General features: G+C 60.8%; 14 protein-coding genes and 1 pseudogene. 3 read left to right on the top strand and 12 right to left on the bottom strand.

Annotated elements, in window-relative coordinates; translation table 11 throughout:
* Position 1 precedes the first annotated feature (1 nt).
* The 7 genes from Q8M42_RS02805 to urtA all read right to left on the bottom strand — a co-directional run bounded on the left by Q8M42_RS02805 (position 2) and on the right by urtA (position 6926).
* Entirely contained in the window at positions 2 to 349 is a 348-nt protein-coding gene (locus Q8M42_RS02805; protein WP_304866697.1) for a zinc ribbon domain-containing protein, read from the bottom strand.
* Between the two features lie 66 nt (positions 350 to 415).
* The gene (fmdA, locus tag Q8M42_RS02800; protein ID WP_304866699.1) at positions 416 to 1645 is read right to left on the bottom strand and encodes a formamidase; all 1230 of its coding nucleotides are present in this window, start codon (positions 1643 to 1645) and stop codon (positions 416 to 418) included.
* Between the two features lie 280 nt (positions 1646 to 1925).
* Positions 1926 to 2615 (bottom strand): urea ABC transporter ATP-binding subunit UrtE, encoded by a 690-nt coding sequence (gene urtE, locus Q8M42_RS02795; protein ID WP_289238961.1) that lies wholly within the window; start codon positions 2613 to 2615, stop codon positions 1926 to 1928.
* A gap of 114 nt (positions 2616 to 2729) precedes the next feature.
* A complete protein-coding gene (gene urtD, locus Q8M42_RS02790) occupies positions 2730 to 3491 on the bottom strand; it encodes an urea ABC transporter ATP-binding protein UrtD (protein ID WP_160085516.1) in 762 nt (253 codons plus the stop codon).
* Entirely contained in the window at positions 3488 to 4666 is a 1179-nt protein-coding gene (urtC, locus tag Q8M42_RS02785; RefSeq protein WP_304866705.1) for an urea ABC transporter permease subunit UrtC, read from the bottom strand. Before urtC ends, urtD begins: the two co-directional genes overlap by 4 nt.
* A gap of 11 nt (positions 4667 to 4677) precedes the next feature.
* Positions 4678 to 5595, bottom strand: a complete 918-nt coding sequence (urtB, locus tag Q8M42_RS02780) for an urea ABC transporter permease subunit UrtB (RefSeq protein ID WP_304866708.1) — start codon at positions 5593 to 5595, stop codon at positions 4678 to 4680.
* Between the two features lie 101 nt (positions 5596 to 5696).
* Complete coding sequence (urtA, locus tag Q8M42_RS02775) at positions 5697 to 6926, bottom strand: urea ABC transporter substrate-binding protein (RefSeq protein ID WP_304866711.1); 1230 nt, start codon at positions 6924 to 6926, stop codon at positions 5697 to 5699.
* A gap of 281 nt (positions 6927 to 7207) precedes the next feature.
* Here urtA and Q8M42_RS02770 point away from each other — a divergent pair, with 281 nt between their 5' ends.
* Positions 7208 to 10606 carry an ATP-binding protein gene (locus tag Q8M42_RS02770; protein ID WP_304866714.1) on the top strand — a complete coding sequence of 1133 codons (3399 nt, stop codon included), beginning with the start codon at positions 7208 to 7210 and terminating at the stop codon, positions 10604 to 10606.
* Positions 10581 to 11279, top strand: coding sequence for a response regulator (locus Q8M42_RS02765; RefSeq protein ID WP_304866717.1), 699 nt, complete (start codon positions 10581 to 10583; stop codon positions 11277 to 11279). Before Q8M42_RS02770 ends, Q8M42_RS02765 begins: the two co-directional genes overlap by 26 nt.
* Before the next feature lie 66 nt (positions 11280 to 11345).
* On the opposite strand, the gene Q8M42_RS20870 is transcribed toward Q8M42_RS02765, so the two are convergent.
* Both Q8M42_RS20870 and Q8M42_RS20865 read right to left on the bottom strand, forming a co-directional pair.
* Positions 11346 to 12050: a methyl-accepting chemotaxis protein gene (locus Q8M42_RS20870; protein WP_370870306.1), complete on the bottom strand. Its 705-nt coding sequence runs from the start codon at positions 12048 to 12050 to the stop codon at positions 11346 to 11348.
* A 153-nt stretch (positions 12051 to 12203) separates the two neighbouring features.
* A pseudogene (locus Q8M42_RS20865) lies at positions 12204 to 12407 on the bottom strand (HAMP domain-containing protein); the annotation flags it as partial.
* Positions 12408 to 13595: 1188 nt separating this feature from the next.
* Between Q8M42_RS20865 and Q8M42_RS02755 the strand changes: the two are divergent.
* On the top strand, positions 13596 to 14489 hold the full coding sequence (locus Q8M42_RS02755) for an ROK family protein (protein WP_304866724.1): 894 nt from the start codon (positions 13596 to 13598) through the stop codon (positions 14487 to 14489).
* A 2-nt stretch (positions 14490 to 14491) separates the two neighbouring features.
* Here the strand turns inward: Q8M42_RS02755 and ampE are convergent, their stop codons facing one another.
* The 3 genes from ampE to Q8M42_RS02740 all read right to left on the bottom strand — a co-directional run bounded on the left by ampE (position 14492) and on the right by Q8M42_RS02740 (position 18335).
* Positions 14492 to 15328: a regulatory signaling modulator protein AmpE gene (ampE, locus tag Q8M42_RS02750; protein ID WP_304866727.1), complete on the bottom strand. Its 837-nt coding sequence runs from the start codon at positions 15326 to 15328 to the stop codon at positions 14492 to 14494.
* Positions 15325 to 15888: a 1,6-anhydro-N-acetylmuramyl-L-alanine amidase AmpD gene (ampD, locus tag Q8M42_RS02745; RefSeq protein WP_304866730.1), complete on the bottom strand. Its 564-nt coding sequence runs from the start codon at positions 15886 to 15888 to the stop codon at positions 15325 to 15327. The genes ampE and ampD overlap by 4 nt, the downstream gene beginning before the upstream one ends.
* A gap of 140 nt (positions 15889 to 16028) precedes the next feature.
* Entirely contained in the window at positions 16029 to 18335 is a 2307-nt protein-coding gene (locus Q8M42_RS02740) for a DUF1631 domain-containing protein (RefSeq protein ID WP_304866733.1), read from the bottom strand.
* Between the last annotated feature and the right edge of the window lie 295 nt (positions 18336 to 18630).

Genomic DNA, 18630 nt, shown 5'->3' with positions numbered 1-18630 from the left:
CTCAGTGGCTGATCATCCACGGCCGGGCGCTGGGTTTGGTCTTTAGCGCATGGGGGTTGGCCTTGGTTGGCGCCAGCGGTTTATTTGGGGTGCAGCAGCCGCAACCTTTCGGATGTTTGCGACTCTGCGCGTACTCCTCAACCGTTTGCGGCGCGTTGGCGCTGCGCTCGTTGGCCGCAATGGCCGCACGCTGGCTGCCGGCCATAGTCGCCAGGCTCGGCGCGCTGAGGATCACCCGCACACTGTCGCCACCACACCAGGGGCAGCCGCAGGGTTGGTCGCGCTCAGCCATGGGCCGCAGCTGAGTAAAGTCGCCACAGGTGGCGCAGTCGTATTCATAGATCGGCATGGCAGGCTCCTTATCAGCACAGGCACAGCAACCCCTCTCCCGCAGAGGAGAGAGGGGTAAGTCGGCTTACTTATCCGGGGCGATAGGCAAGTCGATGCTGCCGTCGAGGAACTTGGTCGGGCCGTTGGCGTTGGGGTTGATATCGAACTCGAAGATCTCCGTCGGCAACCACAGGGTGGCGCAGGCGTTGGGTACATCGACGATACCGCTGATATGCCCCTGCACCGGCGCCGAACCAAGCAGCGCATAACCCTGGGCCGGCGAATAGCCAAACTTGGTCAGGTAGTTGATGGCGTTGAGGCAGGCCTGCTTGTAAGCGACGTTAACGTCCAGGTAATGCTGCTTGCCGGCCTCGTCCACCGAGATGCCTTCGAAGATCAAATAATTTTTGTAGTTCGGGGTGATCGGGCTGGGTTTGAACACCGGGTTCTTGATCCCGTACTTGGCCATTCCGCCTTTGATCAGCTCGACCTTCATATGCACCCAGCCGGCCATCTCGATGGCGCCGCAGAAGGTAATCTCGCCATCGCCCTGGCTGAAGTGCAGATCGCCCACCGATAGACCGGCGCCATTCACATACACCGGGAAGAAGATCTTCGAGCCGCGCGACAGGTCCTTGATGTCGCAGTTACCGCCATGCTCACGCGGTGGCACGGTACGCGCACCGGTCAACGCGGCCAAGTCACGAGCCTCGCCCTTCATTTTGCCCATATGTGCAGTCGGCGCCATCGGAGGGTTAGCCAAGGCCGGCACGCGGTGCGGGTCGGTGTCGATCAGTTCCTGCTCGCGCTTGTTCCAGTCGGCGAGCATCTTATGGTCCGGCAGGCAGCCAATCAGGCCGGGATGAATCAACCCGGCGAAGTTAACCCCGGGAATGTGTCGGCTGCTGGTAAACATGCCTTTGAAATCCCAGATGGCCTTCTGCGCCATCGGGAAGTGGTCGGTCAGAAAACCCCCGCCGTTCTGCCGCGAGAAGAAGCCATTGAAGCCCCACTGCGAATCGGGCATCGCGCCGATGTCGAGCAGGTCGACCACCAACAGGTCGCCCGGCTCGGCGCCGTGTACGCCCACCGGGCCGGACAGGTAGTGCACAGTGGACAGATCCACGTCGCGCACATCGCTGGCGTCGTCATTGTTCTTGATCGCACCGGCGGTCCAGTCGTAGGTTTCGAGGATGAAGTCGTCACCTGGTTTGACCCAACAGGCCATCGGAATGTCCGGGTGCCAGCGGTTGTGGATCTGCTCGTTTTCGGTAGCAGGTTGATTAAGGTCGACCTTGATCAGCGTTTCGGTCATGACAAAGCTCCTGGGACCATTGAGGGGGGCATGGCGCTGTCGCGCCGGGGTACGCCGCTAGTTTTCAACGGCCAGGAAAAACCGCAAATACGTCGGATGACGTATGCCAAAGCGCAGTAACCACGAGGCTTACGAGAATTTTCGTCAGGCACAAAAAAGCGGCCGACGCATGGAGAACACGCCGACCGTAAAACGGGAAATCCAATCCGTAGCGCGGAGGTAATCCGGGGCAGATTCAACATCCACCCCCGGATTACATCCGGGCTACAGGGGCACATCGCTACACCGACAGGTAACGGCTGATGGTCGCCTCGTCGACCTTGTCGCGGCTCTCCTCGACCACGAATTTGCCCTTCTCGATCACCAGGAAACGATCTGCGATTTCCATGGTGAACGACAGCACCTGCTCGGACACGACTATGGTCAGATCGCGCAGGTTACGAATTTCCTTCAGGGTGCGGGCGATGTCCTTGATGATCGACGGCTGGATGCCCTCGGTCGGTTCATCGAGCAGCAGCACTTTGGGGTTGGTGGCCAGTGCGCGAGCGATAGCCAGTTGCTGTTGCTGACCGCCAGATAAGTTGCCGCCTTTGCGGTGGCGCATCTCCTGCAGCACCGGGAACAGCGCATACAAATCATCCGGCACCTTGCCCTTGGCCGATGCCGGCAGACCGGTCTGGATATTCTCCAGCACGGTCATGCTGGGGAAGATCATCCGCCCTTGGGGCACGTAGGCGATGCCGCTCTCGACTCGCTGGTGGGTTTCCAGTTTGGAAATATCGCAACCATCAACGCTGATCTGTCCGCCCCACTGCGGCAGCACGCCCATCAGGCTCTTGAACAGGGTGGTCTTACCCATACCGTTACGGCCCATCACCGCGACGATCTCGCGCTTGGCCACATTCAGGTTGAGGTCATGGAGGATCTGGCTCTGGCCGTAGCCGGAGGCAAGATTGCTGATCTGGAACATGGAAAACTCCTTACTGAACGTAGCCCGGATGAAATCCGGGAATCGGCCTCGATGCCGGGCACCTATCCCGGATTACATCCGGGCTACGGGGCTGAACGCCTTCGTCGCTGGGGCTCAATGCCCCAGATACACCTCAATCACTTTCGGGTTGCTCTGCACCGCCTCCATGCTGCCTTCGGCTAGCACCTTGCCCTGATGCAGCACGGTGACCTTGTGCGCGATGCTTTTGACAAACTCCATGTCGTGCTCAATGACCAGTACCGAGCGGCCCTTGCTGATGCGCTTGAGCAGCTCGGCGGTCTGCATACGCTCGTTAACGCTCATGCCGGCCACCGGTTCGTCGAGCATCAGCAGCGCCGGGTCCTGCATCAGCAGCATGCCGATCTCCAGCCACTGCTTCTGCCCGTGGGACAGCAGGTCGGCCTGCAGGTAGAGGTTGTCGGTAAGCATGATTTCCGCCGCGATCTGCTCAACCCGCGCAATCACCTCGGCGGTGCGTTTGAAGAACAGCGCGCCGAACACCTTGCGGCCCTTGGGGTAGGACATTTCCAGGTTCTCGAACACCGTGAGGTTTTCGTAGATCGAAGGGTTCTGGAACTTGCGACCAACCCCGGCGCGGACGATGTCGAACTCGCGCATCTTGGTCAGCTCACGGTTCTCGAACTGGATGCTGCCGGCGGTGGCCTTAGTCTTACCGCAGATCAGGTCGAGCACCGTGGTTTTGCCGGCGCCGTTAGGGCCGATCACCACGCGCACCTCATTGCGGTCGATGTACAGGTTGAGGTCATCCACCGCCTTGAAACCATCGAACGACACGGTCAGGCCCTCGATGGCCAGCACCGGTTTGGGCATCTGAAATGCACTTGGCTGACTCATGGGGTGGTCTCCAGTTGTTTGGCTTCAGGGGCAGGCGCTGGAGCCGGAGTAACGGCCACGACCGGGGCCACGGATTTGCGCTCAAAACGTTGCAGCAACTTTTCCAGGTGCTTGCGCCCGTGGCTTTCCCATACGCCGGCCAGGCCATTGGGGAAATACATGACCACGGCGATAAACAGCCCGCCCATCAGGTACAGCCACAGCTCGGGGAAGGTTTCGGAAAAGTAGGTCTTGCCGTAGTTGACCAGCAGCGCGCCGTACACCGCGCCTAGCAGCGACATACGCCCGCCGACGGCGGCAAAGATCACCATCTCAATCGACGGCACGATGCCGACGAAGCTCGGCGACATAAAGCCCACCTGCAAGGCGAACATCGCCCCACCAATCGCGGAAAACGCCGCCGCCACGCAGAACACGAAGATCTTGAAACTGGCCACGTCGTAGCCGGAAAAGCGCACCCGCTCTTCCTTGTCGCGCATGGCCATCAGCAGGCGGCCGAGCTTGGAGGCGAGGATAAAACGGCCGATCAGGATGCAGCCGAACAGCAGAAAGGCGTTGATGAAGTAGAGGATCAGCTTCGAGCTGTCGTCGCGAATGTCCCAGCCCATCAGGGTTTTCAGGTCGGTGATGCCGTTGACCCCGCCGGTCAGGCCTTGCTGGCCAATGATCAGCACCGTGAGAATCAGCGCAATCGCCTGGGTGACGATGGAGAAGTACACATCCCCCACGCGGCGCTTGAACATCGCCACACCGATCACCAGCGCCAGGATCACCGGCACCGCAATCACCGCCAGCAGGGTGAAGCCGAAACTGTGAAAGGGCTGCCAGAGCAGCGGCAGTTCGGTGATCTGGTTCCAGTCCATAAAGTCCGGAATGCCGGGGGTGGACTGGATCTTGGTGCTTTCCGGGTCGCTGGCTTCAAGCTTGAGGAACATCGCCATGCAATAGCCGCCCAGGCCGAAGAACACGCCCTGGCCGAGGCTGAGAATGCCGCCATAGCCCCAGCACAGCACCAGGCCCACGGCGACAAAGGCGTAGGTCAGGTACTTGCCGACCATGTTCAGGCGAAAGGCATCCAGCGCCAGCGGGAACACCACCAGGATCAATGTGGCCAGCACCGCCAGGCCAATCGCGCCCTGCTTGCCGCCAAGAAACTTATCGAGTGTCGGGTTCATGGGACGGCTCCTTACTTGCGCACTTTGATGGAGAACAGCCCTTGCGGACGCAGCATCAGAATCAGGATCACCGCAGACAGGGTGAACACCTTGGCCATCGAACCGCTCATAAAGAACTCCATCAGCGACTGCGCCTGAGCGATGCTGAAGGCCGAGGCGATGGTGCCTAGCAGGCTCGATGCGCCGCCAAACACCACCACCAGGAAGGTGTCGACGATGTACAGGGAGCCGGCGGTTGGGCCAGTGGAGCCGATGGTGGTAAAGGCCGCGCCCGCCACACCGGCCACGCCGCAGCCGAGGGCAAAGGTCATGCGGTCGACCTTCTTGGTATTGATCCCCACGGCGCGGCTCATCACCCGGTTCTGCACCGTGGCGCGCACCTGCAAGCCCCAGCGCGAGCGGTAGAGCATGAGGAAGATCATGCCGGTCATCAGCACGGTCAGGCCCATGACGAACAGGCCGTTACGCGGAATATCGATGGCCTCGGTGGGGTTCCATGAGCCCATCAGCCATTCCGGCAAGGTGGCGCTGACTTCCCGCGCGCCGAAGATCGAACGGAAGGCCTGCTGCATCACCAGCGACAGCCCCCAGGTGGCCAGCAAGGTATCCAGCGGGCGCTGATACAGCTTGCTGATCATCGCCCACTCGGCGAGCCAACCAATCGCGCCGGCGATAAAAAACGACAGCACGATGGCGAGAAAAAAATAGTACGGGCCGAAAAACGGCGCGTATTGCTCGGTCAGTGCCGAGACCACGTAGGTGGTGTAAGCGCCGATGGTGAGGAACTCACCGTGGGCCATGTTGATCACGCCCATCTGGCCGAAAATGATCGCCAGCCCCAGGGCCATCAGCAGCAGGACGCAGAACACGGACAAACCGTTGAAGCCCTGCATGGCCGCGATGGCACCAAATTCCGATAGCCATTCCATGATGATGGTCTCCAGCTGGAAGAAAGAAACACGTCAGCCCGCACAGGCGTCAGGCGCACCCTCACGGGTACGCCCTGCCATCACGCCGGCTTACGCCGCTGTTACTGGTAGCCTTTCGGGAAAGGATTCGGCTCGATCAGGTCGGACTCGAACACCACCTTGAACTGGCCATCCTTCTGCACCTGGCCGATGCGGGTCTTGCTCCACAGGTGATGGTTGTCATGCACCTTCACGTAGCCTTCTGGCGCAGTGGTCAGCTCGATGCCTGGGGAGGCGGCGGCCACTTTGTCGACATCGAAGCTGCCGGCTTTCTCGACCGCTGCCTTCCACAGCCAGGGGCCGAGGTAGGCGGCCTGGGTCACGTCACCGATTACCGAGTCTTTGCCGAACTTGGCTTTGAAGGCTTCGACGAAGGCTGTGTTGTTCGGGTTGTCGAGGCTCTGGAAGTACTTCATCGAGGCGTAGAAACCGTCCATGTTCTCGCCGCCAATGCCCAGCAGTTCATCCTCGGTGACCGACAGGGTCAGCAGGTTCTGTTTGGCGCTGGTGACGCCGGCGGCTTTCATCTGCTTGTAGAAGGCCACGTTGGAGCCACCGACCACCGCTGTGAAGACCACATCAGGCTTCTTCAGCTTGACCTTGTTGATCAGCGAGCCGAACTGGGTGTTGCCCAGCGGGTAGTACTCCTCGCCCACTACGGTGCCGCCGAGCACGTTCTCGATGTGCTTGCGGGCGATCTTCATCGAGGTGCGCGGCCAGATGTAGTCCGAGCCGATCAGGTAGAAGGTCTTGGCGCCCTTCTCCTTGGCGATCCAGTCGAGGCCGGCAAGGATCTGCTGGGTGGCTTCCTGGCCGGTGTAGATAACGTTCTTCGACTGCTCCAGGCCTTCATAGAAGGTCGGGTAGTAGAGCAGGCCGTTTTCCTTCTCAAACACCGGCAGCACAGCCTTGCGTGAGGCCGAGGTCCAGCAGCCGAACACGGCGGCAACCTTGTCGCCGACCAGTAGCTTCTTGGCTTTTTCCGCGAAGGTCGGCCAGTCGGAGGCGCCGTCTTCCTGGATGATCTTGATCTGCCGGCCGAGGATGCCGCCGCTGGCGTTGATCTGTTCGATGGCCAGACGCTCGGCCTGGATCGAACCGGTTTCGGAAATGGCCATGGTGCCGGTGGCCGAATGCAGCTGACCGACCGTCACTTCGGTGTCGGTCACGGCCAGGCCGGTGGTGTTGACGTCGGCCAGGGCCATCTGGCTGAACACACTGGCCGCCAGCAGCGAGAGTGCCGCAGCACCCAACGCTAGCCGACGAGGGAGAAAGCGAGTCGGTGAATCCATGGTCATGCTCCTCTGGGTGGTTTTCCTCCCTGGCTCGCCTTGCGGGTACCAGTTCGGTTCGCCACCAGCATGCGTTTGCCACCGACGCGGACGGTATACGCAGCTTGACGTAACGGCATACGTCATCTGACGTACAGCTCCGCGCCCCACGCTGGTGCAAGCTCACGCCCGTGCTGCAGGCAGATAGAAGCTCGCGCGCGCAAGGACGGCGGCTGCAGGTGCAGGGCATGGATGTTGCAGTTTCAAACACCTGTATTAACCGCAGTTCTGGAGCGTCCTCCGTGCAACCAACCGGCACCCAGCGCATCGTCAAGATCCGCCGCGACTACAACAGCTGGGTCGCCGACGAGACCATGGAAGACTACGCCCTGCGTTTCACCCCAAAATCGTTCCGCAAATGGTCGGAGCTGCGCATCGCCAACACCGCCCTCAGCGCGGTGTCGTTTCTCGCCCTGGAAGCCATCGGCGGCGCCCTGGCGCTGAGTTACGGCTTTACCAACACGCTGTGGGCGATCCTCGCGGTGAGTCTGGTGATCTTTCTCACTGGCCTGCCGATCAGCTACTACGCGGCGCGCTATGGCGTGGACATGGACCTGCTGACCCGTGGCGCCGGTTTCGGCTATATCGGCTCGACCATCACCTCACTGATCTACGCCAGCTTCACTTTCCTGTTCTTCGCCCTTGAGGCGGCGATCATGGCCCTGGCCCTGGAGTTGTACTTCAACATCCCGCTGGCGCTGGCCTATGTGATCTGCTCGGTGATCGTTATCCCGCTGGTGGCCTACGGCATCACCCTGATCAACCGCTTGCAGATGTGGACCCAGCCGCTGTGGCTGTTTCTGCTGTTCCTGCCCTACATCTTTGTCATCGGCAAAAACCCCGAAGCACTCAGCGACTGGACCAGCTTCGCCGGCCGCGAGGGCGAAGGCGGCGCATTCAACCTGTTGTACTTCGGCGCCGCCTGCACTGTGGCCCTGGCGTTGGTCACGCAAATTGGTGAGCAAGTCGACTACCTGCGCTTTCTCCCGGAAAAGACCCGGCGCAACCGCAAGCGCTGGTGGGCCGCCCTGCTGATGGCCGGGCCCGGCTGGATCATCCCCGGCGCGCTGAAAATGCTCGCCGGCGCCTTCTTGGCATTTCTCGCCCTGCAGCATGAAATTCCCATGGAACGCGCCGCTGAGCCGACGCAGATGTACCTAGTGGCGTTCAACTATGTATTCAGCTCACCGGAGTGGGCGCTGGCGGCGATGGTGCTGTTCGTCATCGTGTCGCAGGTGAAGATCAACATGACCAACGCCTACGCCGGCTCGCTGGCCTGGTCGAACTTCTTTGCCCGCGTCACCCACAGCCATCCGGGGCGCGTGGTGTGGCTGGTGTTCAACGTGGCCATCGCGCTGATGCTGATGGAGCTGGGGGTGTTTCAGGCCATTGAGGAAGTGCTCGGTCTGTACGCCAACATCGCCATCGCCTGGATCGGTGCGGTGGTCGCCGATCTGGTGATCAACAAGCCGCTGGGCCTGTCGCCCAAGCACATCGAGTTCAAGCGCGCGCACCTCTACGACATCAATCCGGTCGGCGTCGGTGCCATGCTGATCGCCTCCTTGCTGTCGATCCTGGCCCACGGCGGCCTGTTCGGCCAACTGGCGCAGGCCGCCTCGCCGGTCGTCGCGCTCGGCTCGGCCATGCTCTTCGCCCCGCTGATTGCCTGGCTGACCAGCGGGCGCTACTACCTGGCGCGCAGCAGCGACCCGCTGTTGCTCTATCCACTAGGCGTTACCACCACCGTGCAGTGCGGCCTGTGCAGCAACGCCTTTGAAAGCGAAGACATGGCCTTCTGCCCGGCCTACAGCACGCCGATCTGCTCGCTGTGCTGCTCGCTCGATGCACGCTGCGGTGATGCCTGCAAGCCACGGGCGCGGTTGTCCGAGCAACTCGATGACTTTATCCGCTGGCTGTTCCCGCGAGTGTCGATCCCGCGCCTGCACAGCCGCCTGGCGCAGTACCTGGGTCTGTTGACCGTGTTGGTGGCGCTGCTGTTCGGCGCCCTGGCACTGATCTACAGCCAGGTATCACAGGGGCTGGTGGCGCAATCGCTGGAAGCGCAGGAAGCCCTCTACCTGGCATTTCTCAAGGCCTTTCTGACCCTGTCACTGTTTGCCGCGATCCTCGCCTGGTGGGTGGTGCTGACCCGTGAAAGCCGCCGCGTGGCCCAGGAGGAGTCCGACCGCCAGACCCAACTGCTGATGCAGGAGATCGAAGCTCACCGCAAGACCGACGAAGCCCTGCAGAAAGCCAAGGAAGCCAGCGAAGCCGCCAACGCCGCCAAGAGCCGCTACGTCACCGGGCTGTCTCACGAGCTGCGCACGCCGCTCAACAGCATCCTCGGCTACACGCAAATTCTGCAGCGCGATGCAGGCATGCCAGGGCAGCATCAGGATGCCCTGGCCACCATTTTTCGCAGCGGCTCGCACCTGCTGTCACTGATTGACGGGCTGCTCGACGTGGCCAAGATCGAAGCTGGCAAGCTCAACCTGGAACTGACGGAAATCCCTTTCCCCGAATTTATCCACCAGCTCGAACGCATGTTCACCCCTCAGGCCGAAGAGAAGGGTCTGCACTTTCGCCTGGAAACCAGCGGGCGCATGCCGGCGGTGGTGCGCGGCGACGAGAAGCGCGTGCGGCAGATTCTGATCAACCTACTCGGCAATGCGGTGCGTTTCACCGACAGCGGCGAGGTATGCCTGCGCGTCAGCTACCTGCGCGAGACCGCCAGTTTCGAGATCGTCGACACCGGCATCGGCATCGACCCCGAGCAGATCGAACGGATCTTCCAGCCATTCGAGCGCGGCGACCTGATGCGCCAGGACAACGGCGTCGGCCTCGGCTTGACCATCACGCGCATGCTCACCTCGCTGATGGGCGGCGAGCTGTCAGTCAAAAGCGTGCAAGACCAGGGCACCAGCTTTCAGGTGCGCCTGTTCCTCTCCGAAGTGCGCGTTCCACAGGCGGTGGTGCATGTGGAGCACGACATCATTGGTTATCAGGGCCCGCGCCGGCTGGTTCTGGTGGTGGACGACCATATCGAACACCGCCGCGTGTTGGCCGGCATGCTCGAACCGCTGGGTTTCAACATCATCCAGGCCGCCAGCGGTCAGGAAGCGATTCGTCAGGCCGCCCTGCTGCATCCCGATCTGATTCTGATGGACCTGTCGATGCCGCAGATGGACGGCTGGGAAACCAGCCGACTGATCCGCCGCAATGCCATGTCCCAAGCACCGATCATCGTGATCTCCGCCAACGCCTTCGCCGATGACCGCGAACGCAGCGTGGCCGCCGCGTGCAACGACTACCTGGCCAAACCGGTACACACCCCGGAACTGCTTGAACGCATCCACAAGCAACTCGATCTGCAATGGCTGCGGCGCACCGCGCCATTGCCAACGCCACCGCTCGCAACCCGTGTGCTACCGAACAGCAGTGACCTCGATGCACTGCGCGAGCTCGGCGCCATGGGCTATATCCGCGGCATTCTGGAGAAACTCGACGCCATTGATCGGCTGACACCCGCCAGCACCAGCTTCACCACGCCCCTGCGCGCCCTGGTGAAAAGCTACCGCCTGGATGAATTCAACCGCCAACTCAAGGAGGCCGAGCATGAACGCGCTGACCAATCCACCTGAGCACCACTCCAGCCCGGCCGAGCGCGGGGTGATCCTGATCGTCGACGACACGCCGGACAATCTGGCCCTGCTCTCCGATGCCCTCGATGAAGTGGGCTATATGGTGCTGGTGGCGCTGGATGGCCTGAGCGCACTGAGCCGCATCCAGCGCCGGCGCCCGGACCTGATTCTGCTCGATGCGATGATGCCGGGGCTGGATGGCTTCGAGACCTGCCAGCGAATCAAGGCTGATGCCGCCACCGCCGACATACCGGTGCTGTTTATGACTGCATTGACCGACAGCGAGCACGTGGTCAAAGGCTTCGCCGCCGGCGGTATCGACTATGTGACCAAGCCGATCAACACCGAGGAGGTGCTCGCCCGAGTAGCCTCGCACCTGCGCACTGCACGCATCCTACAAACGGCACGCGCGGCCAGCCAGGCGCAACCGCTGACACTTAACGACGAACCAGCCTACGCCACCCTCTCGGCGCGCTTTCAGCTCACCGAGCGCGAAGTGGAAGTGTTGCGCTGGGTAGCATGCGGCAAGACCAACCGCGACATCGGCGACATCCTCGGCCTCAGCCCGCGCACGGTGAACAAACACCTGGAGCACGTGTACGTGAAGCTCGGCGTGGAAACCCGCACAGCCGCTACCTCCGTGGCACTCTCGGCGATGGCCGAGCGTGCCTGAGCCACGCTGACTGTCGCGAATAAAAAGCCCGCCAAGGTGGCGGGCTTTTTCCAAGCGAGTTGCTAATCAGACGCGAAACGCACCAATCAGCTGCTTCAAGCGCGCCACCAGCCCGGACAGCTCGCGGCTGGCCTGTTCGGTCTGACTGGCACCTTCAGCGGTACGCTCGCCGGCCTGGCTGATCTCGACGATGTTCTGATCGATATCCTGCGCTACAGCGGTCTGCTCTTCGGCGGCGGTGGCGATCTGCTGGTTCTGATCGACGATCATGCCCACCGCGCCGAGGATATTTTCCAGCGCCTGCTGCACCTTGCCCGACTCGTTAACGGTGGTATCAGCCATCTGGTGACTGGCGTTCATCGCCTTGACCGCCGCGCCGACGCCGCTTTGCAGCTTGGCAATCATCGATTCGATTTGCTCGGTGGATTGCTGGGTGCGCTTGGCCAGGTTGCGCACCTCGTCGGCCACCACGGCAAAGCCGCGCCCCTGCTCACCGGCACGCGCCGCCTCAATGGCCGCGTTGAGCGCGAGCAGGTTGGTCTGCTCGGCGATGCCCTTGATCACGTCCAACACCTGACTGATCGACGCGCTATCGCTGGCCAGCTTGTTGATCACGCTCACGGACTGATCGATTTCCCCGGCCAGGCGCTGAATGCTGCCCACCTGAGACTCAACCAGCGCACGACCGCTGACCGTTTCATCATTCACGCTCTGCGCACTGCCCACTGCAGCGGCAGCGCTGTGCGCCACTTCCTGGGCGGTGGCTGACATCTGATTCATTGCGGTGGCGATCAGGTCGATCTGCCCACGCTGGCCGGCAACCGCCTGATTGCTCTCGCCGGAGACCTGCTGCACGCGATCCGCCTGGCGCTCAACCTCAACCACGGTCTGGCCCACGCGTTCGATCAACTGATGGATCTTGCTCACCGTCTCATTGAACACCTGGCCCAGTTCGCCCAGCTCATCCTGGCTCTGCGCCTTGAAGCTGACGGTCATATCGCCCGCCGCCACCTGGTTCATCACCTGGCCGAGCTTTTTCAGGGTGGTGCGGATCGACACATAGAAGCCGCCGTACAGGTAGACGATCAACAGGAACACCACCAGCAGAGCCGCGACCAGCAGCACCATCTGCGTACGATTTTCCTCTAGACGCACCTGCAGCTGCTTGTCGAGGAACACCAGCACCGCATCATTGAGCTGGTAGGTCTGCTCCATGGCGCCGCTGACATCCGCGTAGAACTGCGCCCAGGGCGTATCCAGCGAATCGGCGACCACCACCTGATCCTCGAAGACCGTGGTACTGGTTTTCAGCGTTTCCAGGCTGTTTGCCGCCTGGCTGGCCAGCTCAGTACGTGCCTGCGCGCTGCTGTTGAGCGATGCCTGCAGATTCAGGCCATATTCGGCATGCAGCTTTTCCAGCTCCAGCAGCAGCTCATCAAATTTGGTACTGGCCGATGAATTGAGAAAGCCCTGAGCCAGCGAGTAGGAACCAATGGCACGGCCCTCACTGAGCGCCGCCGTGACCTTGGGCGTGTCCACGGTGACCAGTTCGATCATCTGCCGCACGGCACCCTGACGGTCCTGGCTCAGGCCAGCCTGGCTGGCAACCAGCTTGATAAACACCTGAGAGCTGCCCAGCAGCTTTTCGGCCAGGGCAATCTTGCCTTGTAACGAACTTTCGGCCTGCACCGCAGCCAGCTCGGCAATCAGCTCATCGCGTTTGTTGTTGAACTCGTCAATCTGTTCTGCTTCGCGCACCACCGCAACCAGGCCCTGCAACTCGCTAGAGACAACCTGCTGCAGCTTGTTCAAACGCGTTTCCAGATCACCCGCCTGACCGGACTGACCGATCATCGCGTTGATTTCGATAAGATCGACGAAGTCTTCGAGATTACGCCGCAGCGTCAGGCTTTCACCGAGCAGATCAATGCTCTCAAGCGCCGCCTGGGTGCTGACGAACTGCCGGTAGGAGTCACGCACCAGGTAGAAGTTGGTGACCAGCATGGGCAGAAAGAACAGCACACTGATCAGACTGAACTTCATACCGAAGCTGAGGCGATTCATTAGCGCGATGGCCGGATACAACACGGTCTTCACAGGACGTCTCCAGTTCTATTTATTGTTGTGTAAGGTTACAAAACGGCCGTGCAGAATCTCAAACGGCGGCGTGTATGTCCCTTGCTGCTCGACCTGTGGCATTTGCATCAACGGGGTAAATACGGGCAGATTAATGTGATCAATGTCACAAAATAACGGTCGAGCATGGCGCCATGTATACCTCTTATCGACCCCAACCTCTGTAACTTAAGGTTAATGATGCGCACACCACTGAAGCTCGGCATTGATCTGGGTGGCAGCAAAGTCGAAATAATCGCCCTGCAAAACGGCCAGCAAGTCTTGCGCCGCCGCGTCCCAACGCCGCAGGGCGATTACCGGAAAACCGTCGCCCTGATTGCCAGCTTAGTTGAAGATTGCGAGCGCGAACTGAGCAGCCGCGGCAGCGTCGGTGTCGGCATCCCCGGCACGCGCTCCCCTGACCATGGACGGATCAAGAATGCCAACTCGCAGTGCCTGATCGGCGAGGATCTGCAGGCCGACCTTGAGCAGCGCTTGCAGCGCCCAGTGCGCCTGGCCAATGACGCCGACTGCTTTGCCCTTTCAGAAGCCTGCGATGGCGCAGGCGAAGATGCCATAAGTGTTTTCGGCGTCATCCTGGGTACCGGCGTTGGCGGCGGCCTGGTCGTGCGCCAGCGATTGCTTAGTGGTCCAAATGCCATTGCCGGCGAATGGGGGCACAATCCGCTGCCCTGGCGGCGCAGTGAAGATGGGCCAAGCCGACGCTGTTATTGCGGCCTGGATGATTGCATCGAGACCTTTCTCAGCGGCCCTGGCTGGGCGGCACGTAGCAATCTTGGCCTGGACGCAAGCGCCCTGGTGAGCGCCGCAGAGGCTGGCGATGCCGACGCGCAACACGCCGTTGACCGCTATTGCGACCAACTGGCACGCGGCCTGGCGTCGGTGATCAACCTGCTTGACCCGCATGTGATCGTACTGGGCGGCGGCATGTCCAACAGCACCGCGCTCTACGCCCAGGTAATGCCACTGCTGCCGCGCTATGTGTTTTCTGATCAGGTCAACACACGCCTGTTGCAGGCCCGCCACGGCGACTCAAGCGGTGTACGTGGCGCGGCATGGCTGTGGAATGAATAACCTTAGATAACCAAGGTCCAGACGGCGAACACCGCGTACCAGAACACCGCTGCACGAACCAACAGCTGCCAAAGCCCGTCTAGGCTGCTGACACCGACCTCACCAATCACCGGTTCTGGCGTCTCGCCAGCAGCCCGCGCAGTAATGATCACCAACTGCGCCGCGCTGATATCCCAGCTGAGTAGCTCATGCAGCAAGGTCCGACTGACACCGGCAAAGTTGCCGACCAAGGCAAAACTGGCGGCCAGTACACGCACCGGCAACCAGTCGAAGCCATGACGCACCTGCACGGCAGCCTCACGTAAGGCCGGCACAGTGGCATGCTCGCTGGCCAGAGCAACGAGCCGATACGCCAGCGCCGCCAATGGCCCCAGCAACGCATACCAAAAGATCACCGCAAAGAAGCTCTGGTAGGCCTGCCACACCAGATGACCCTGCACGCGCTGGAGCAACTCACCCTCTTCATCCGCCTCCAGCGCCAGATCACGCCGCGCGACCAGATACGCCGCCTCGGCATCTTCACGGCGCCAGCTGTCGCGAAACGGCCCAAGCGCCGCCAACAAATCCCCGCGCCCCAGGCTGTAAATCACCACCAACAAATGCACCGGCAACGCCAGCCAACCATAGGCTACAGGCTCCAGCACCAGCAGAATCAGCCCCAGCGCCAAAAGCGGCAGCAGTACCAGCAACGCCAACGCCAGCCAGGGCCGCTCAGCCCACTGCGGCCTGCTCTCAGTCGCAGCCAGCAAGCGCAGCCACGGGCCATCGTGTTGAATGGGCTTACGCCAGGACGAGAACTTCTCGACCCACAGCACCAGCAGTAGCACCAGAAAATTCATGTCAGCTCCTTGTCTTGCTGCAATGCCACGCGCACACGCTGCCAATCGAATGCCGGGCCGGGGTCGGTCTTGCGACCTGGCGCGATATCGCTATGGCCACAGATGCGCTCCAGGGTAATCGCCGGGTACGCCACCTGCAGCTCCCGGATCAGCTCAATCAGCGCCGCATACTGCGCTGCCGTGAATGGCAGATCATCCGTGCCTTCAAGCTCGATACCTAAGGAAAAATCATTACAGTTTTCCCGCTCGGCAAACCGCGACACCCCGGCATGCCAGGCGCGCTCATTGCAGGAGACGAACTGCGTGACGGCACCATCACGCTCGATAAAAAAATGCGCGGACACCTGCAGGCTGGCGATACTGGCGAAATAGGGATGCTCATTAGCGTCCAGTCGGTTCTGAAAGAACGCCTGCACCTTACCCGTGCCAAACTGCCCAGGCGGCAGGCTGATGTTATGGATTACCAACAAAGAAACTTCGCCCAGCGGCCGCTGATTGAAGTTCGGCGATGGGCAGCGCTGGATGCCATCGCACCAGCCACTGGAAGGGTCCAGCTGCATAAAAGCTCCTTGAACGAGCCACCACTCTAGTGCAGCACTTGCTCAAGGCCAAGGGCGAATGCCCGAGCAAACACGCAGATGCAAAAACGCCGCCTGGGATTACCCCGGCGGCGCTGTGGTGACGCATCAATTACAGACGATCAGGCGCCCTTAAGCTTGCGCAGGTTACCGATCACCGACTCCAGTGCCCGGTCAAACAGCAGCGCATCATCAAGCAGGCGAATCGCACTGCGACGAAACTCCACGGCCAGCCCCATACGAGTCTTTTCCAGCACTTTCATGCCGGTACGGTTAACGAAGATGTACTTGCCGGTTGGCTTGATCACCGCCGCCAACTTGCAACGCAGCTTGTGTTCTTCATCTTCCTGAAACTCGACCCAGCTACCGACTCGCAGGTTATCGACCTGCAGCAGCGACTCATCGTCGTCCGGCAAGCTGGCTTCCGGCTCTGCGGCACGCAGCTCGCCCGGGGCCAGCAGAATGATCTCTTCGACCACCTCGACCATCGCCGGCTCTTCAACCGCGTCTGCTGCAGGCAGCTCCAGCAGTGGCAAGTCGATCCCCGCCTCGATCAACGCCGCACGCTGTTCATCATCTAGTGCAGGCACATCATCCTGCGGATTTTCTTCCGGCAGGCTGCGCTTGAAGCGCTGGAACGCCTGCACATGCAAGGCTTCCAACTGGCTGAAGAACTCACCGGTGGAGAACGGATCAAATGCTGCACCAGCCATGCCTTCACGCAGCGCTTTGAGCAACCCTGGCACCATCTCCAGCAAACGCATGCGCGCTTCCGGCTCTTCGTGCAGTTCAACACTCCAGACCAAATCATCCATGGTCGCCAGCGCCGCCTGCCACTCAGCCGACTCAACGCCGTGCTTCAGGCAGGTCAGCATCAGCACCTTGCTCCAGGCTTCCTGCAGCAGACGCACAACCACTTCTGGCAGGGTCTTGCCGAGCAAACGTTCATTCAACGCCTGCTCAACTTCACGCCGTGCCAATGCCGCCTTGGCACTGCCTTCTTCGGCATCACGGGTACGCTGCTCAAGCAGCTCACTGCGGCGCCGCTCGTCACCAGTAAAAGCCAGGAACTCTGCCAGCAGCTCGGAGAAGATCACCGGGTCATCGACAAAGTCATTGAGCAGACGTTGCACCACCTGCTCGATCTTCTGATACAGGCTGTCGCGCTGCGCATCGTCCTGTTCACCCCAACCCAGGGCGGCAGAGGCAATTTCATTGAGCAAACGGCGGGCTGGGTGACTGCCACGGCTGAAGAAGGTCTTGTCAATCACCGCCACTTTCAACATCGGGATCTGCAGACGGCCAATCAGCGCCTTGAGCGAATCCGGCAAGGTGCGGTCGTCAAGAATAAATTCAAACAGCATCGACACCAGGTTGATGACGTCCTCATCAACCTCACCGACCACCCGCGCCTTGCCGGCTTTGGCACTGGCACGGGTTAGCAGGCCTTCTAGCTGCTCACGCAGATCAAAATCGTCACTCACCTGTGCGGGCGCACGCTGCTGCATATGCGAGAGCAGGCGCATCAAGTCATTACTGGAGATCGGCATCGCATCGGCCGGGCGATTGCGCCGCGGAATCACCGAGCCACGCGCTTGGGAAAGCAGCTCCTGCAGCGCGCCGAAGACTTCCTGCACGCCCTCATCGGCAAATTCAGCCGAGAGTTCCGGCGATGCGTCCTGACGCGCACCACCAGCCGATGCACTGGCGCGCGAAGGATTCCGCCGCGCAGGAGCGGATTTGAGTTCCGGCAATACACCGGCAGCGATCAATGCTTGGTTGGCTTCGGCATACAACTGATCGAGATCGCTGAGTACGTACTTCTCGAACAGCTTGAGGATAATCAGCTTGACCCGGATCTCGACGCCCAGGTTGCTGCAAGCATCGAGGAAGAATTCGCAAAGGCTGGCAGGACCGACTGGGTTGATCTTGTCATCCAGCTTCTTGCTGACCATGGCGTTGAAGCGCGTAGTCAGGTGACCAAGGGCAGTGGCATCTCGGCTCATGACCTTGGCAACCATCGAATCCAGCGCCACCGACTCTTCTAGCGCGTCGTTTTGCACTAGCGACAGAGTGTCAAACGACACCGCATCCAAGGGCGCAGGCTTGCCGATTTCATATTGATTCAGGGTGGCGAAGGCCTCGAAGACCTTCTGCAAAAAGCCGCGCTCGATATTTTTACGCTTCAAGCGCAGATCGCGCATCGCCTCGAAGAAGGCATTCTGCTCGGCATTGCTGGTGGCACGGTCGGCCATCTCGAACAGCGTATCGTCCGCATTGTCGAACAGCGCCTGCAACGCCTTTTTCAGCTGTTGCGCCGCTTTGTCACGCACATTTGTCAGCGCCACAGGCAGTCTTCCTACCGGCGAGGTGGGCGATTGCTCAGGGCCCACCTTGCTCAGGTGAACCACATTCGCATCAGTCTTCATTGCGAGTCTCCTGCAGACTGCCCCTCTTGGGCTAACCGATCTGCACAGCGATCAACTGAGCGTCATCCGTAACGTCAAAGGCCTGGCGTCAACAATTCTAAAAAGTAAAGCCATTATAGGGATGTGCGCGCACATACCAAGCTGACTTTTCTTCCAGACATGACCCGCGTCACAGATGCAGCGCCACAGCTTCCCAACGGTTACCTGCACACGACCAACGCAACACGCTATGCGTAGCGGCCGCACACAGCTAACGAAGAACCTCCATCAGCATAGCCCCACCGCCGCCAGAGAA

This window comes from Pseudomonas sp., from assembly GCF_030684895.1.
Taxonomy (GTDB): domain Bacteria; phylum Pseudomonadota; class Gammaproteobacteria; order Pseudomonadales; family Pseudomonadaceae; genus Aquipseudomonas.
The sequence above is the reverse complement of the archived record's forward strand: the minus strand, read 5'-3'. Positions and strand labels throughout refer to the sequence as shown.